Consider the following 17,222-nt stretch of genomic DNA (forward strand, 5'->3'; position numbering starts at 1 on the left):
AAATTATTCCCCTATAGATAAGCACCTATACCGCGGATAGTAGCCTTTGTATCGACAATGATTTCTGCATCGGGGAAAACGTTCTCCCAGTCCTCCTTGTAATACTCCCAGACGTCGGGTTTGTACTTATATAGATATTCGCCGAAGCCAAGGACATCCACCTGAAATTCTTTCTGCACTTTTTTAACCCCTTTTAATATTATCTGGTTCACCTTTCCTTCTAGGTCTTTTTCCAGTTTTTTTAAGGCACTTTCATCTATTTTCATATCGACCGGCGTCTCTACGATGTCGGCTAATATTTCCGGCGTTATTTTGAACTTCGGATAGGTTCCGGCCTCTATAAGTTCCATCTTAGTCGAAATCTGGACTATGCTCATCACCACCGGGTAATCCATTCCCGGCTTTTTAAAAGTCAAGTCTCCACCCCTCACTTTTCCCAGGACGAAGTTGACCCCAAGGGTCTCGTCTTCATCCAGCCACCCCACCAGCTTGTACTTTTTTACAACCGCCGCACCGCCTATCGAGACATCCGTTTTCCCGGGGGTCAGCCTCGGGAGGAGGACATTTCCCTTTGTCGTATAGGCCTTTTTCAAAAAGTCGTCTATGGTGATCTCAACAAATCTTGAGCAGAAATTCCAGTTTTCAAAGATGTTAGAAATATAAAGCGCAAGGAGCGTCTCGTATTCGTTTTTTGCTTTGAGCGCATCTTCTGCCTTCCCTTTTACCACCATTATCCTGCCGCGGCGGTTTACTTCGGTGTTCCTCGAAAGGAAATTAACTACACCCTCAATCCCGTCCCTCGCAGCCTCTTCTCCTATCAATATAACCCGGGTGTGCTCGAAAAACAGCCTCCTGCTCAGGCGGCGAGACATCTGGCGGGATGCGGAGTGGATCGAGTTTGCAAGAGTGCTGACCGTTGCGATGGTAGAGCCTCCTCCTCCCCCTCCCTGGCCTCCTTCGCCCGATATTTTCCTGACTATCGGCATGGTGAACTCTACTTTGATTTTTCCCTCCACCGGTGCTTTATCTATACCTATGTTCCCAACGAAAAACCTGCGGTCTATGTCCACCATGTCCCAGCAGCCTGATATGGTTAAAACTGCAAAAATCAGCATAACTAAAAATACTGCAATTTTTAGCTTCACTTTTTCTTCCCCGCTTTCGCCCTTATAATACCCACGGTCAGGATTAATATAGGTAGGATAAAACAGGTAATCAGCGTAAAGTTCCCTGAAAGCTTAAGCCATAATTCGACCTCCATTATGTTCCTCGGGAACATGGCCAAAAGATATATCCACGGTAAAAGTACCGAGGTAAAAATCTTAAACTCTTTAGCTTTGAATACATTAGTGAAGGTGACGGAAGCTGCGAAATAGTAGGCACATACAGTGGTAAAAACTACCAGGACCCAAAGCGCCACTGCTAATGCATCAAGCCTCTCCAGGACCTCTCCCGGCACGCTTATTCGCCTTACAACGGACATGGTGGGCCAAAGGCTCCTTGTCGTTTCGGCTATGCCCATTGCCACTACTACGGTGACAACTACAAAAATATAAAATGCAGTAATTATCCCTATAGCAACCCACATTATTTTGTTTATGTCCTTTTTCGTCTTCAATCCCTGTGCTGAAGTCAATAGCACCTCAAAGCCCACCAGGCTCAGCATCGAACTTAATGCCCCTTCTAAAAGGTTTTTGGGAGGGGTCCTCAGAAAAGGCAAAAGTTCTGAAAAGTCGGCTGCATAAAGGCCTAATAGCAGCATCCCAACCGCCGGGATAAGCCAAAAAGGAAAAATAACCACCATGAGCCTCACCATCGGCTCAAGGCCGTGTCGCACGAGGTAAAAGGAGAGCAAAAGCAATGTCACGATGAAAAATTCTAAAGGAGTATCCTCCAGGGCGAAATTTTTCATCACCTCGGCGAAGTCTCGCAAGACTACCGACGTAATCATCAAAAAATACATACCGTACAACAGGCCAAGCAGCACTCCAACAGGCTTACTTAATGTGTGCGAAATGTAATCAATGAAAGTTTTCTCTTCCATCTTTTTTATTATCTGCGCTACCACTAACGCTCCCAGAAGGGTTATGAACCCACCCAGGAGCACCGCGAGCCAGCAGTCGGGGCCTGCGATTTCTGCGGTAACCCTTGGAAGGCTCAATATCCCCACACCTATCGCGGCATTCACCACCAGGGCTATCGCCTGCTCGCTTGATATGCGGTCGTCATCCATCATCATTTTCTTTTTCACCTCCCCTTTCCTTTTTTCGGGGGTCCTGGACCCTCGTCTTATCCGCAGGCATCGTGTATTCAGGCCTTTCCTTTAGCATTGGAAGCGGCGCCCGGAGCACCAGGTCCCGGAGCGTACCAAATTTAAACGATATTATGGGAGAAAGGTACGGGACCCCGAAGCTCTTGAGTGTCACAAGGTGAACAGTGAGCCCCAAAAACCCGAGCATGACGCCGTAAAGCCCGGCCACCGACGCGAGGATCAAAAATATGAAGGCAAGCAGCCTAAACCCTATGGCCACGCTGAAATTGGGAACTGCAAAGGATGATATGGCATTTATGGCAATAAGGATCACCATAATTGGGCTCACTATCCCGGCTCTCACGGCAGCTTCCCCTACGACAAGGCCGCCTACGATGCCTATAGTCTGACCGATTGGGCCCGGAAGCCTTATTCCCGCTTCCCTTAACACTTCCAGCGCAAGCATCATTATGAGGGCTTCCACCGTCGTGGAAAAAGGCACTCCCTCCCTCGTCGCCCCGATGGAAAGGGCAAGGTCAGTTGGGAGCATCCCTGGGTGGTATGCCACCATGGCCACGTAAAATGAAGGCGATGCTATGGCTAAAATTGCAGCGACATACCTGAGAAACCTTACAAGTGATGCGATGTACCACCTTTCGTAATAGTCCTCCGACGAGTGGAAAAGGCTGAATAAAGTAGTAGGAAGGATAAGCACAAAAGGAGTAGTGTCGCAAATTATCACTACATTTCCTTCTAAAAGAGCAGCCGCCGCCACGTCGGGCCTTTCGGTGCGCCTGAACTGCGGAAAAAACGAAACCCAGTTGTCTTCAATCATCTGCTCTATATAGCCGCTTTCCAGCACACCATCTATGTCCACCTTGTTTAACCTCTTTAAGACCTCTTCCACGATGGAAGGGTTTGCAATTCCCTTGATGTAAAGCACCCCCACGTCGGTCCTGGTGTGCCTTCCCAGCTTTATTGTCTTTACTTTCAGATTTGGGTCCCTAAGCCTTCGGCGAACTAATGCCACATTGACCCTGTAGGTCTCTGTAAACCCTTCCCTCGGCCCCCTTATGACTGCTTCCGTGAGAGGTTCCTCGACCCCTCTCTTTTCCCATCCTTTTGTATTTAATATTACGGCCCTTGTCAACTTGTCAATTATCAAAGCTGTATCCCCCGAGAGAACTGCCAGCACCAGCTCCCCGAAATTATCCGCTTCTTTTATCTCTGCGACGGTGAGCAGCCCTTCTTTTATGAGCTCGAAAAACTTATCCCCGGCACTGTATTCCAGCGGTGTCTGCCTGGCGTATAACATCAAGGACTTCATCACTTCTTCGTGAATAAGCCTCTTGTCCACGAGGCCATCGATGCTTAGCATGGCCATCCTGTGCTTTTGCCTTTCGGGGTTTCCCATCACAAATTCCCTTATTATCAAGTCGTCGCAGTCTGCCAGATACTCCTTGAATACCTTTATATTTTCGTCGATGTCTTTATGAAGCTTGCGGCTGGTGTCAGGAGTCATATCCCTTTCGTAATATATCTCGGTCTTCTTTTTGCTGCCCAGCGTGTCGAAGATTCCCACAATTTATCACCCCTGCCTCACCGGCTGATAAATATTATGTATGTCAACAAACTGCCAATAGTGTAAATGACCCCTAATATTCTCAGCAAAAGCCTTTCCGCCTTCAGATTCTTTTGCTCCATGCTCCGGGCTTCTACTAAAAACATGAATATTCCCGTGACCATGAATACGATGGCAGTAAATAAGGTAAAGGCCTCTTTAAAATCTCCGGCAATAATCTTTAGTATCTCCGATAATACAGTCACAAGTTGCTACCACCTTTTTTGTGATTTTCATTATGTATTTTCTCTTTGATGTGTCATTTTATTCCGCTTTAAGGTGCAAAAAATTTTCCTCAAACATCTTGATGTTTTGTATTTTTATACTTATACTTTTGAACTATATAAGGAAAATTAATCAAAAATTGATAAGGGGTGCTTTAAAAAATGGAAATCCTCGTAACTCTGGATACCATAAAGAATCACCAGGACAGTAAAGTCTTAAAGTTCCCCTCGGGTTCTATAGTCACAAAGGAGGCCCGGACTTTTGCCGCATCAAGGGGTATAAAGATTTACGTGGGAGACGAGCTTTTGGAAGAACCATTCCCCGTAAACTTAAAGCCCACAAAAAGGGCAGTCATTTCAGTGATAGGAGAAGACAGGGTGGGTATTATAGCCGGAATATCTGAAGTGCTTGCGAAAAACAACGTAAACATTCTCGATATAACCCAGACATCCATAGAGGGGCTGTTTACAATGATAATGGTGGTCGACATAGCCGATTGCAGGGTGAGCTTTGATGAATTGAAGAAACTGCTAGAAGAGAGGGGAAATTCCCTTTCCGTTCGGGTCGACGCCCAGCGAGAAGAAGTCTTTCGCTTTATGCACAGGATATAAGGGGGATAAAGATGAGCTTTTCTAGGGATGAAATTATAGAGACGATAAGAATGGTACAAGCCGAAAATCTAGATATAAGGACAATAACCCTCGGCATAAGCCTGAGGGACTGCGCCGATGAAAGGGTTTACAAAGCAGCAGAAAAAATTTATAACAAGCTCACTCAAACTGCAGAAAATCTAGTTCCGGTGGCTGAGGAACTTGAGGCAGAATTCGGAATTCCAATTGTAAACAAGCGCATTTCCGTGACCCCCATTGCGATTGTGGCCGAATCCTGCAGGGAAAAGGACCTGACCCCCATAGCCGAGGCTATGGACAGAGCTGCGAAGGAATTAAAAATAGACTTCATCGGCGGCTTTTCGGCACTCGCGCAAAAGGGATTTACCAGGGGCGACATTAATCTCATCAATTCAATCCCGGAAGCCCTTTCTTTTACCGAAAGGGTCTGCGCTTCGGTCAACGCGGCATCGAGCCGCGCCGGGATAAACATGGATGCTGTACTCGCAATGGGCCACGTCATCAAAAAAACTGCCGAACTCACAGCGGATCGCGACGGAATAGGATGTGCTAAACTGGTGGTATTTGCCAATGCGGTGGAGGACAACCCATTTATGGCAGGAGCCTTCCATGGCCCCGGAGAGGCCGAGACTACCGTAAATATAGGTATCAGCGGGCCCGGAGTGGTGAACACGGTAATAAGGCGTCTAGGAAAAGACGCCGACTTCGGAGAACTCGCCGAAGCCGTAAAGCGGACTGCCTTCAAGATAACGAGGGCCGGCGAGCTCATAGGAAGGGAAGCTGCGCGTCGCCTCGGGGCTTCTTTCGGAGTCATAGACCTTTCCCTCGCCCCGACCCCAGCGGTAGGCGACAGCATAGCCAACATCCTTGAAGCCATGGGCCTTGAGCGGTGCGGCGCGCCGGGGACTACGGCGGCGCTCATGCTCCTCAACGACGCAGTAAAAAAAGGCGGTGCCATGGCCGCATCTTATGTAGGCGGCCTTTCCGGCGCCTTCATACCGGTGAGCGAAGACGCAGGGATGATAAGGGCTGCAAAGGATGGCGCTTTGACCATAGAAAAGCTGGAAGCCATGACCTGCGTCTGCTCGGTGGGCCTTGACATGATAGCCATACCCGGCGATACCACCCCTGAGACCATAGCTGCCATAATAGCCGACGAGATGGCAATCGGGGTAGTAAACAAAAAAACCACAGCAGTTAGGATAATCCCCGCCCCTGGGAAAAAGGCCGGAGACTTCGTGGAATTCGGAGGGCTTTTAGGCAGGGCTCCTGTGATGCCTGTAAGCACCTTCGATTCCTCGGTTTTTGTTAGGAGGGGAGGAAGGATACCTCCTCCTATCCAGAGCCTGGTGAATTGATAACAAAAATATTTCATAAAAAATATCCCCGCTTTGATCAAAAAATGCGGGGATATTTTTTCTTCCGAAATTCGTAGCGAATTAATAGTACATCACCTTTTCTAGGAAATCCTTTTCCAGATCATCTTTTAAATAGTTTATGAAGCGGTTTAAAAATGCAGCGGCTTCCGCCCTCGTCACGGGGTCATGAGGTCTGAAGTGGCCCGTCTCATCTCCTTTGATCAGTCCTATGCTGCTTCCTATATAAACCGAGTCTTTTGCCCAATCGGGTATCTCTCTTTCATCCCTGAACCCAAGGCGGTACGCCAAGGGGGCGGTTTTCTCAAGTCCCAGCGCCCGAACCAGCATAGTTACTACCTGTGCCCTGGTGAGGACCCGGTCGGGGGAAAACCGTTTTGGAGAAGTGCCTTCAACCACTCCCATCCTCGCCAATGCTGAAACTATCTTCGCTCCCTCTTCGTCCAGGGATAAATCATCAAACTCCATATTTGCACCGGCCCTGTAATCTATCAAATTTTCCGCCCTGGAGCTTACATCCAAAAGCCTGCCTAAGGCCAGGGCAAAGTCGAGCCTCCTTGCCGGAATCTGAGGCCAGTAATAGTTCCCTTCCTGCCTGATTATGCCAAGGGCAGCGAGTCTTTCTACATCCTGCCTTGCCCAGTGGGACTTTATATCGTAAAATTCAGGTATATAGCCCGTCTCGACTTTCGGCGTTGAGGAAAGGCTTATCTTTTCGCTCCCCTTGTTTTGCCTCTTCAGCGGCACGCCGTTTTCATCAAACTGCGGCAAGGTGTAATCGTACCTGCAAGTAGCATCCGCAAAGACCGTTTTTACATAAGCACCCTCGAAGCTCATGAGGGTTGGCCGGTTTTCCACATAAGACACTTGTACTTTTTGAGAAGACGAGAGCCTCTCCTCGACAACTCCGGTCCAGCTTGCCTCCTGCACGTTGTTTTTCTCATCGGCTTTTCTGTGCGAAGATATTATATATTCTATCTCCCTCGTTTCTGCAAAACCCCAGGCACTGCCGTAGCCCGCACCTTTGCCCGATATTTCCACTTCCACCGTGCCTTTTCCGCTGTTTAAGTCATATACTTTTTTCCCCCTGATGACAGTAGTGGTATAATCCACCGCAGCGGAAAAGTCGGAAATCGAAGAGGCTGTAAAGGCGTAGTTTTTAAGGGTATATCTATCGGTGGTCCTGCCCTTTTTTACAGTTATAGTCTCGCTGGCCCGGACTATTTCATAACTCGTCTTGACCTGCTTTTTCCCATCCCCAGTAGACATTGTAACAAGGAGGGTTATACCCCTTGATAGTTTCACGCTGCCGTCGGAACTTGCAAGGTTATACGATATGCGGTCCTGCCTCCTGCCGTTTCTCACCGCACCCCGGGATATGTCTACACTTCCCTCCAGGAGAACGGGCTTTCCGGTGATGAAGACCATCTCGCTGTATTTTACTTCGTCCATTATACCGCCTTCGAAGCCGGGAAGCTTTTGGGCAAAAGCCGGGGCAGCGCCGCTTAGCATAAATGCAGCCATAAAAATCAGGATGACGAAAGTTTTTCTCAAAGCATACCACATCCCACTTTTTATTTCTGGACAAAGACAAGCAGGCAGTTGTTGTTTTCCCTGATTACGTAAAGCACCTGTCCCTTTTTCAAATCATCGAAATTTACAGGTCTTGCCCCTTCCAGGATTATGGCCCCCGTTTTGTTCAGCTCTAAAGACTTTAAACTCCTATTCCACTTTTCGCTGAACTGGTTGAAATCCAGCATGTCTTCGAGTTTCACATAGCCCTCTGCAGTAAACCCTGCAAATGTGCCCAGGCTTATCACATCGTCGCTCCTTGCGCCTTCTTTTATTACCATGGCCCTGACTTTGCCGGCTTCTAAGAGTATATAAGCACTTTTTCCGAAATATTTTTCCTCATACCTGTCCCACAAAAGTTCGTCCCTGGATATGACCTTTGGTGAGCTGGCCGTAGCATCGATTATCACAGCATCATCGCAAATTTCCAAGCTCTCGCTGCTTTTCCTTTCGGAAGACCATAAGCTTTCTTCCAGTTCGCTTCTGTATCTTAATATTATGCTGCCTTTTTCAATGTCATAGATTTGTCCTTTAACAACTTTCAATTCTGGCTCAAGAAATCTCGGCTGGTAAATTAAAACCGCCTTTGAGCCGGAAGAGCTTTTGTTGGCAATCACAAAGACGCCGCCTTTTTCTTTTAAATACTCAGGCCTTACTGAAGAGCTGCCCGCAACGGCTATGGTCCCCTCGTCCATGAGCATCTCCAGTTCGCCTACGTAGATTTCACCCGTAGACCACCGCACCTTCTCAATAAAGCCGTTATCCAGGTACTCGTCACCGGACTTTACCACAGCCTTAACTGCCCTGCTGACGCCACCTTCGTCAGTCAAGGCTAGGTACACATCCTTCCCCTTGTATTCCGCCGCAAGTTTACCTATATCCGTGATTCCGCGTTCGGAAAAAGCCTCAGCCCCACGCAACCTTACCTTGAGCATGTCTTTTACATCCTTAAACAATCCGTAGTAGAATTCTTTCACGTCCGACACGATGAGATATTCTTCCCCTGCTTGGCCCGCGATCTTCCCCTTTACAATGCGGGAAATTTTCCCTCCTTTTGCCACTTCCACCCTCAGGCTCTTTTCTTTATTATCCGGATAAATCGTCACTTTGTCCCCCAATTCCAGCGATTCAGGGGTGACCTTGAGGCCTTCTTTTAAGACAGTATCCAACTTGGAAATCGATACCTCTTTTTCTCCATCCTTTGTGGACAAAATGAGTTTATATGTCCCGCCGTCTTCCTTTATCTCCTTTACCGTCCCTTCGAGGGGAAAATTAAGGAGAGCTTCCTGGTCTTCATAGGCCGGCGAGAAGGTTTCAGAAGTTACTGCCGCTTCAATGCGGCTTACTTTGCCGTTCACCGCCCAGGCAGTAACATCTATTCCTGGCAGAAGGTCACTTAGTCTGGCCTTCCTTCCATCCACGAAGACTTCTGGAAATTCGGGAAGCTCCAGAAAGACGGTATTTCCTCTTTCATCTTTTATATAAAGCTGCCCTTTTCCTATCATGGAAAGCTGTCCTGATATTTTCCTTGTCGAATAACTTGCTATCTCGGCGTATATGACCTCGTTTTCTTTTGCAAGGACTTCAACATAGTCTCCTTTTTTTAAAATTCCCGAAGCATACCTTTTTTTGTCTTTCAATACCGGAAAATCGGTCAATCCTTGAGTCACCTTTATATCATAAACCGGACCTTCGTCGGTCTTAACCGAAAATGCCAATTCTAAAGCCCCTGCTTTTTCAATTGAATTTATAATCCCCCGGAAAACCGTCAGCCTGAAGGCTTCTTCCCCTTTTATCCTGTCGACTAGCGCAGCAAGCTCCGCCCTCGTCATGGAATTGAGAGGATAGAGCTTTCCTCCCCAACCCCCGATAATACCTTTTTTTGCAAGGGAAGCTATGTATGGCAGCTTTTGTCTGTCAATATCCCCTGAATCCTCAAACAAAAGCGCATCGCCTGCGGATTGAGGCGAAAGCTTCAAGGCTTTGGCAGTCCATGCAAATACTTCCTGCCTTAATGCAGGTGTTTTAAAGTCCACAGAGCTTTCGCTTCTGTCCAGAAATCCCATCTGAAGGGCAAGTTCCAAATAGGGAACAGCCCAGGCAGATGCCTGAAAATCTGTCGCCCCGCTGCCCCTTTTGCCGGCAGCCCTGGACGGGTCAAATCCGGCTAGCCTTGCAAGTGTCGCCAGCGCTTCTTCGCGGCTCACTGGCCTTTGAGGGAAAAATCTACTCCCATCTCCCTGCATTATACCCATTGCAGAAACTCTTGCAATAGAAATTTCGGCCCAGTGGCCTGAAGTATCTAAAAATCCGGTTGACTTTGATAAATAAAGGCCGCGGGGCGTCCCGAAGTACTCGAGATTCCCCGCTTTCACGTCCCCAAAAAGGCAAAGAACTGTCAGAGTTGAAAGTAGCAATGCCAATGTACTTTTTATAGCCTTTGGTCTTGTCATTATGAATCACTCTCTCTTTCCGAAGACGCCATACCAGCCGGGCCGGTATATATACTGCCCGCTGATTTCCCATTTTCTAAATTCCGCATTGTACCAGTAAAGGCCGGAGCTTGTCACGGCAGATGGGTATGATATACCGCTTTTTATTTCGATATAAAGCCTTGCGTTGAAGCTTGCCAGCTTTTGAACCTTTTTGCCTACCCTGGACGACATTTCCACGAGAACCAGGTCGGAAAGCTGCATCATGTTTTTCTCTTTGAACTTCAATAGCTCATCCAGTTTTGCGCCCTCGGCTCTTGTCACATCTATGACCAGCGCCGCATCGTCCTTTTCGGCGGAACTCAAGCCGCTGAAGGCAGGCACGTAAAGGGACGACGGCGATATGCCAAGGCTGATGTCGTCGAAAACAAAACTCAGGGACGAGATCTTCTGGATTACCCCATAGGGCAGTACAGCCGTATAGCGCTGGTAGTTTCCCTTTGGCGACTTTACTACGACCCTGTAGTCTTCTTTTTTGAGGTAGTCGAGGTCTTTTACAGTCAAAGTCGCATAAGTTCCTTTAGCATCTACGACTATGTCGGCGGGAAGTTCTATAAGTTTTTCTTTCGTCCCCTCTTTGGTTATAGCATAATCAGCGTAGGTATAATCAGAAAATCCCAGCTCGTTGGCAGCCCTCACCCTGAAGTAGTAGCGGGTGCCGGGCTCGAGTCCTGTTACAATGTAGGAAGTGCTCGCAGTCCTGTCTATATATTTGAAAGGCCCTTTCGACGACGTGGCGCCGTATATTTCGTAGTAGTTGGCATTTAAAGCCTCCGACCAGGTGAGCAGCACCGCCGTCTCGTCTACTCTCCTTGCCGTAAAGTCTTCCGGAGTATCCGGCTTCGTCCTCGGTGGTTTATAGTAAAAGCCGTCCTTCAAGGTGGCCTGCCCGCCGTCCGGATTTATAACGGTCACGTCTTTGTATCCAGCCGAATGGGGAGGCGTCTTTGCCTTTATAGTCCTTTCGTTGAGCACTTTTACTTCCTGGGCCGCCTTCCCGCCTATGAATACCCGGGCGTTTGGTGCAAAATTTTCACCAGTTATAGTGACCTCAGTCCCCCCTTCCACCGGACCTTCTTGCGGCTCTACTTTTTCTATCTTCGGGTACGTCACGTAAGTAAAACCTTCTTCGAGCACGTCGAGTCCCGTGTCGGGATTTATTACTATTACGTCTTTAGGCCCTAAGTCTCCGGGGGGAAGAATTATGGTTATCTTATTTGACTCGACAGAAGTCACCTGGGCCTGGTTTTCTCCGATGTAGACTTTGACGTTGTTCTGGAAGTTTTCGCCGTATATCTCTACGGTTATACCGCCATAAGCTGGCCCGCGGTTGGGATTCACCTGGCTTATCCGAGGGTATTTTGCAGGCACTTTATATTCGAAAGCATCTCGCATCGCTGCCGAAAGGCCGTTGCCGTTTAGAACCACCACGTCCTTTTTGCCCGGCGTATTGGAAGGAGTCCTTCCTGTTATGGTATCAGGGCTTACTGCCACAACTCCGACCGCCTCTTCGCCGCCGAAGTATACCTTCACCGGGTTAACAAATCCTTTGCCTTTTATCGTAAATGGCGTCCCACCGGATATGGCGCCTTCAGTGGGATCAATTGATTCAAGGTGGATCTGTCCTGTGATATTAAGATATTCATATCCGCTTTTGAGAAGGGCAATTGCGCCGTCGGGATTCGCTACCCGCACATCTACTTTGCCCGGCGTCCCCGGCGGCACGGTTACGGTAACCTTAATGCCCGATACAAAACCTTCCACATCTGCGGTCCTGCCATGGTCGTCCTCTAACTTTTCAACTTTAGCTTCCGATGTCCCGAAAAACACCCTGAGCCCCGGGCGAAAATCCAGTCCCTCTATGGTCACCAGGTTTCCTCCGTAAGCAGGGCCTTTCGAAGGCGCTATCCCTGTTATCCTAGGCTTAGTCTCCGGCACGGTATACTCAAAATAGCCGCCGTAAGTCGCAAGCCCTCCGTCGGGATTTACCAGCACCACCCTTACCTGGTACTTGCCGTTTACCATTTCGTCGGCGCTTCCGACAGTGTATTCGGGGGTAATTGCCGTGGCAAGGGTGCCCGTATCGTCCACGGTCACCTGGCGGGACTCCACGCCGCCAAAGTACACCTTCGCTCCCTTTGAAAATTTTTGGCCTGTTATCTTAACTATAGTGCCGCCGTAAATAGTGCCGTATTTTGGGTCTATGTCGGATATCACAGGAATTGTAGCAGGAGGTACATATTCAAAACCGCCTTTTAATGTAAAACTCCCACCGTCTTCGTTAACCACCGTCACGTCCTTTTTGCCGTAGCTTGCTGCCCTGGGAGTGACTATCCTTATCTCAGTAGGGCTTATCAGGTTTACGTCATCTTTCGGCACTTCAATGCCGTCTATTATAACGGTTATTCCTTCTCTAAAGTCTGTCCCTTTGATGGTCACCGGCGTCCCGCCTTCGGAACTGCCCTTTGCCGGTTCAACCGCTGTTATAGTGGGGCTGCTCCTCGGGACGGTGTAGAGAAAGCTTCCCGGTTTTATCGCAAAGGCGCCGTCGCTTGCGTTTATCACCAGCACATCGGCATATCCTTCTTTTCCCGCAGGGGTCTTAGCCGTAATAGTAGTGCTGTCGATAACCTTAACGCCTGTTGCAAAGGAGTCTCCAATGACCACCAGGGCATCTTTTTCAAACTCCACACCTTTTATGGTGATGTCGGTTCCACCCTGAACTGGCCCTCGGTTGGGAGTTATCGTATGGATAACCGGGGCTGTACTCGTAGTCTTGTATAGGAAGCCTCGTTTTAGCGCGAAGCTGCCTCCGTCGGAGTTTTCTACCTTGATATCCGCATAGCCGGTAGTCCCGTCGGGTGATGCAGGAATTCTGGCCTTTATGAGGCTTTCGCTCATTACTTTTACATTTTCCAATTCTACAGCCTGCCCCGAAGATTCCTTGACAAGGTACACCCTGGCTTCGCTCTCAAAATTTTTGCCCTTAATCTCCACGAACACTCCGCCCTGCACCGGCCCCCTCGACGGGGTCACGGTTTCGATCATGGGGCTGCTTATGTACCTAAAGCATTCCCTCAGGACGTAAGTCCCTCCATCGGGGTTTACCACGGCCACGTCATGTAAGCCGGGGTAACCAGCAGGCGTAAGGGCGTTTATCTCTCCGGGGTTTTTCACCGTTACTCCTGAAGCTTCTTTACCTCCTATCAGCACTCTGGCGCCGCTCATGAAGTTTTCACCGGTAATCGTTATAGGCTCTCCTCCGGCAGCACTGCCCTGCTCCGGGGATATGCTGTCAATCCGCGGCCTGCTCTGCTCTACATAGTATTGAAAGGCGCCTTTCAATGTCACGCTGCCATAGTCATTGTATACAACGACGTCCTTGATTCCCGGCGTATTTGGAGGAACTATAAGCGTTATCTTCGTTGAATCCTCTACGTTTACGTTATAGGCCGCTTCTCCGCCTATGGTCACTTTCGTGCCCACTGTAAAGTTGGCCCCGGTGATGGTAGCAGGGATCATCCCGGATACGCTGGCGGAATTGGGGGTAATGGAGGTAATCACCATCACGTTGCTCTTGTACACAAATCCTCCCCACAAAATTGCTTCGCCGCCGTCAGGGTTTACGACCTTTACGTCCACCGCCCCTACTTGCGTCGACGAGGGAGTTATGGCTATTATGAGTCCCGAATGCACTACATCCACCATAGAAGCCTTGTTTTTCCCGAAATACACTTCAATGGGTTTTCCCGCCAGTTGCGCTATAAAATCCTCGCCGTAGATCCTTACAATGCTGCCTCCGCCTATCGGACCTATTGGTTGTTCTTCCATCCCTGTTCTGGGATTGTATACCACTACTTTTTCGATGACCGGCTGGCTCTTGGGAAGTTCGTAGGTGAACCCTCCTTTTAAAACCGCCTGGCTTTCTATTTCGACTTCTTCTCCAGTTTGCTTGTCAACTTTGACCACTTTTACTATTACATCCTGCGCCCCCACACTTCCGCCGGGAGTTACGGCGGTCAGAGTGGAAAGGTCATCTTTTACCATCACTTCAGTTGCGGGATTCCCTCCAATCGTAAGCCTAGTCTCCCGGCTATAAGTCCTGCCGTCCTCTCCCAAAATGTCGGCGGTCTTTACAAAATTTGCACCTTTTACCGTAACAGCAGTACCTCCCTGCACCGAGCCCTTATTGGGGGTAATGCTGGTGACAGAAAGCGCTTTTTCCGGTATCTTGTAAGTAAACGGCTTTGGAGAAATAGCTTCTTTTCCGTCAGGGTTTACCACTTTTACCGGCTTTTCGCCTGCAGTGCCCGGCGGAGTTATAGCCTTCAGGACACTTTTATACTCGCCGTTTATCAGTTCCACCTTTATCTCCGCAACCGTCGCCTCACTTTTATCTATATATAGCCTCGCTCCGCTCCTTATGTCGACACCGACGACTTTTATCTCGGTGCCGCCTGCCGTCGAACCCGACGTGGGTTCGATGCTCTCAATTATGGGGTTGCTCGGCGGAAGAACATAAGTGAATCCTGATTTTTTTACAAAGCTGCCGTAGTCACTCAAATTTATCACTGTTACATCTTTAGGGCCTTCCGAATTCCTAGGGGTCTTCACTTTTATGGAGGTAGAAGCAGCTTCCTGCACCTCAGCCTCGGCGCCGCCCAAAAACACCCTGATATTCTGAGCAAAGCCAGTGCCGCTTATCACTATGATATCTCCGCCTTCGGTGGACCCCCTATCCGGGGTTACGCCGGTTATGGTCGGAGCTACCACATATTGAAATTCTCCAGTCGCCGTCGAGCCATCAGGATTTTTTACTACGACTTGTTTTATCCCGACCTCGTTGGGAGGCGCCGTTGCCTCTATCACGTGCCTGTCGGGACTTTCTTTAATGACTTTCACATTGGTCGCGGCTTTTCCTCCTATGGTCACCTGCACCGCATTGGAAAAGTCCTTGCCGATGATGCGTATCGGCGTGCCGCCAGCCGTGCTGCCCGTATTTTTTTCCTCCCCTATCAGGGTCTTGAGGTCTATATTCATTATGACCTGGATTTCCGGGCAGCTCTGTAAAAACGTAAAGCTTCCTCTCAGCACGGCTTCGCCTTGGTCCGGATTCACAACCTTTATGTCCACCACACCTTGCGCCGAAGCTTCGGGTATTGTAGCCTTAATCCAGGTCCCATCCGGAGATACAATTACATCTTTAGCTTCCAAGCTGCCAAAGTAGACCTTCGCGCCCGACATAAAGCCAGTTCCAGAAATCGTTATATTGCCTTGACTTACCGTGGTTGCAGAATTAACGTCAATACCGATTATCCTAGGCTCGCTCCTCGTATAAGTGAAATTAGCCGTATCGCTCCCGCCGTCTTTGTTGACTACCTTCAGCGTGGTAAGCCCCGCCGTCGAACTAGGCGGAGTCTTCACCGACATTATATCTTCACTAGCCCCTTTTTGAAGCCACAATACGGTGGCCAGGTTATTCCCTATATACACCTTGACATCGTTAGGATAGCCGTCAGCCCCGAAGTCAGTCCCTTTTATGTAAATGGTCTCCCCTCCGAGGACGCTGCCTTCAGCAGGGCCGGTAAAATCGAGGGTCTTCGATACTGCGTTTATGCGAGGTGTGCTCTGGGTATAGGTAAAGCCGTTTTCAAGAACGGCACTTCCCCCATCGGGATTTATTACCGACACCGAGACAGGGCCTGGCACAGTAGTCGAAGGTACCGTAACCGTAATCACGCTGTCGCTTCGGACCTCGATATCCTTGGCCTGAACCCCTGCAAACTTCACTTGGGCCCCGGCCATAAAGCCGGAGCCGTTGATGGTCACTTTGTATCCCCCGAGGACGCTCCCCATGTAAGGACTCACGCCGGGAGGGGAATCTGTAAGTAAGTTTATTTTTGGATTTGAGATGAAGGTAAAGCCGTTTTGCTTAATGGCGCTCACTCCGTCCACCGTCACCACTACGTACTGGGGCCCGGTTATGGAAATAGTAGCGGGGGTCTTCGCCACGATGGTCTTGTCGTCTATTACCTGGACATCAGTAGCAGGCTGGCCGCCTATCGTAACTGTCGTTATAGGGATGGAGGTATTTGGGTAATATCCCGGGACGAAATTGGTACCCTTTATGGTAATTGTTGTAGCGGTATTTACGGGGCCCTTGACGGGGTCTATGCTGCTGATGGTTGGAGTGCTCTTCTGATAGAAAAACTTTTGGCTGTCATCCGAAGGGAAATACACGTCGCTCCCGCCGTCGGGGTTTTCGACTTTTATTTCCTTGTATCCCGAAAATGTTGGAGGAATGACAGCCTTTATTATACTAGGGCTCACATAAGTTACTTTTGTAGAAAGTGTCCCACCTATGAGGACATTTAGCTTGTGGCTTGAATCTATGTCCTTCATGAAGCCGCTGCCGGTGATGGTGATTTCAGTCCCTGCAGTACCTACGAGCGGCTCGACTTTTTCTATTTTGGGAGAACTTTTTATGTACTGGAATGCATTTGTCTTGATGGCCTCCTCCCCACTAGAATTCCGCACGGTGATGCTCACCGTACCTGCCTCGGGGTAAGGCGGCGCTATAGCCACTATTGTGCTGCCATCGGAGCTTACCACCTGGGCCTTCACACCGCCGAACAGCACCTCAACCTGGCCGACCGGCGCAAAGTTTTGGCCCGATATTGTAACTTCGTATCCACCGGCTGTAGGCCCCTGGGAAGGGTTAATTACGTTTATGACCGGGACTGCAGCAAAGGCGAGCGTTAGCGGAAAAAACTGCAGGGCAGCCAGGACAGCAGCAGATATTAAGGCCAATATACTTAATGCTTCCCTTCTCCTCGAAAGCATATCATTCAATCACTCCGATTAAAAAACTTAGATTGTATAATTCGACAAAGTGCCAATTAAATCCTCTTTTTCCAACATAACTTACCGACACGTACTATAGTCCCTTCGTCTTATAAAAAAATGAGACTTTTTATCCACGTTATCCACAAAGTTATCCACAATTGTTGATAAATCAGAGGCCTTGTTACCATCGAAAAATTTAAATCCGAGGTA

General features: G+C 48.9%; 9 protein-coding genes. 2 read left to right on the plus strand and 7 right to left on the minus strand.

Translation table 11 applies throughout. The features are described from left to right. Positions 1-11 precede the first annotated feature (11 nt). Genes BUB66_RS01740 through BUB66_RS01755 form a run of 4 tightly spaced genes read right to left on the minus strand, consistent with a single transcriptional unit; the run spans position 12 to position 4,078 of the window. Complete coding sequence (locus tag BUB66_RS01740) at positions 12-1,145, minus strand: Ger(x)C family spore germination protein (RefSeq protein WP_073253741.1); 1,134 nt, start codon at positions 1,143-1,145, stop codon at positions 12-14. Then, on the minus strand, positions 1,142-2,239 hold the full coding sequence (locus BUB66_RS01745; protein ID WP_073253744.1) for a GerAB/ArcD/ProY family transporter: 1,098 nt from the start codon (positions 2,237-2,239) through the stop codon (positions 1,142-1,144). The genes BUB66_RS01740 and BUB66_RS01745 overlap by 4 nt, the downstream gene beginning before the upstream one ends. After that, entirely contained in the window at positions 2,226-3,833 is a 1,608-nt protein-coding gene (locus BUB66_RS01750; RefSeq protein WP_073253747.1) for a spore germination protein, read from the minus strand. Before BUB66_RS01750 ends, BUB66_RS01745 begins: the two co-directional genes overlap by 14 nt. A gap of 17 nt (positions 3,834-3,850) precedes the next feature. Further along, a complete protein-coding gene (locus BUB66_RS01755) occupies positions 3,851-4,078 on the minus strand; it encodes a CLC_0170 family protein (protein WP_073253750.1) in 228 nt (75 codons plus the stop codon). A gap of 324 nt (positions 4,079-4,402) precedes the next feature. On the opposite strand from BUB66_RS01755, the gene BUB66_RS01760 reads away from it, so the two are divergent. After that, entirely contained in the window at positions 4,403-4,708 is a 306-nt protein-coding gene (locus BUB66_RS01760) for an ACT domain-containing protein (RefSeq protein ID WP_425291863.1), read from the plus strand. Positions 4,709-4,719: 11 nt separating this feature from the next. After that, entirely contained in the window at positions 4,720-6,084 is a 1,365-nt protein-coding gene (locus tag BUB66_RS01765) for a PFL family protein (RefSeq protein ID WP_073253753.1), read from the plus strand. Between the two features lie 81 nt (positions 6,085-6,165). Here the strand turns inward: BUB66_RS01765 and BUB66_RS01770 are convergent, their stop codons facing one another. Genes BUB66_RS01770 through BUB66_RS11985 form a run of 3 tightly spaced genes read right to left on the minus strand, consistent with a single transcriptional unit; the run spans position 6,166 to position 17,009 of the window. Then, complete coding sequence (locus tag BUB66_RS01770) at positions 6,166-7,656, minus strand: S-layer homology domain-containing protein (protein ID WP_073253756.1); 1,491 nt, start codon at positions 7,654-7,656, stop codon at positions 6,166-6,168. A gap of 20 nt (positions 7,657-7,676) precedes the next feature. Further along, positions 7,677-10,127, minus strand: a complete 2,451-nt coding sequence (locus tag BUB66_RS01775) for an S-layer homology domain-containing protein (protein WP_073253759.1) — start codon at positions 10,125-10,127, stop codon at positions 7,677-7,679. Positions 10,128-10,133: 6 nt separating this feature from the next. Then, positions 10,134-17,009, minus strand: a complete 6,876-nt coding sequence (locus BUB66_RS11985; RefSeq protein ID WP_073253762.1) for an IPT/TIG domain-containing protein — start codon at positions 17,007-17,009, stop codon at positions 10,134-10,136. Between the last annotated feature and the right edge of the window lie 213 nt (positions 17,010-17,222).

Source organism: Caldanaerovirga acetigignens, from assembly GCF_900142995.1.
Classification (GTDB): Bacteria; Bacillota; Thermosediminibacteria; order Thermosediminibacterales; family Thermosediminibacteraceae; genus Fervidicola; species Fervidicola acetigignens.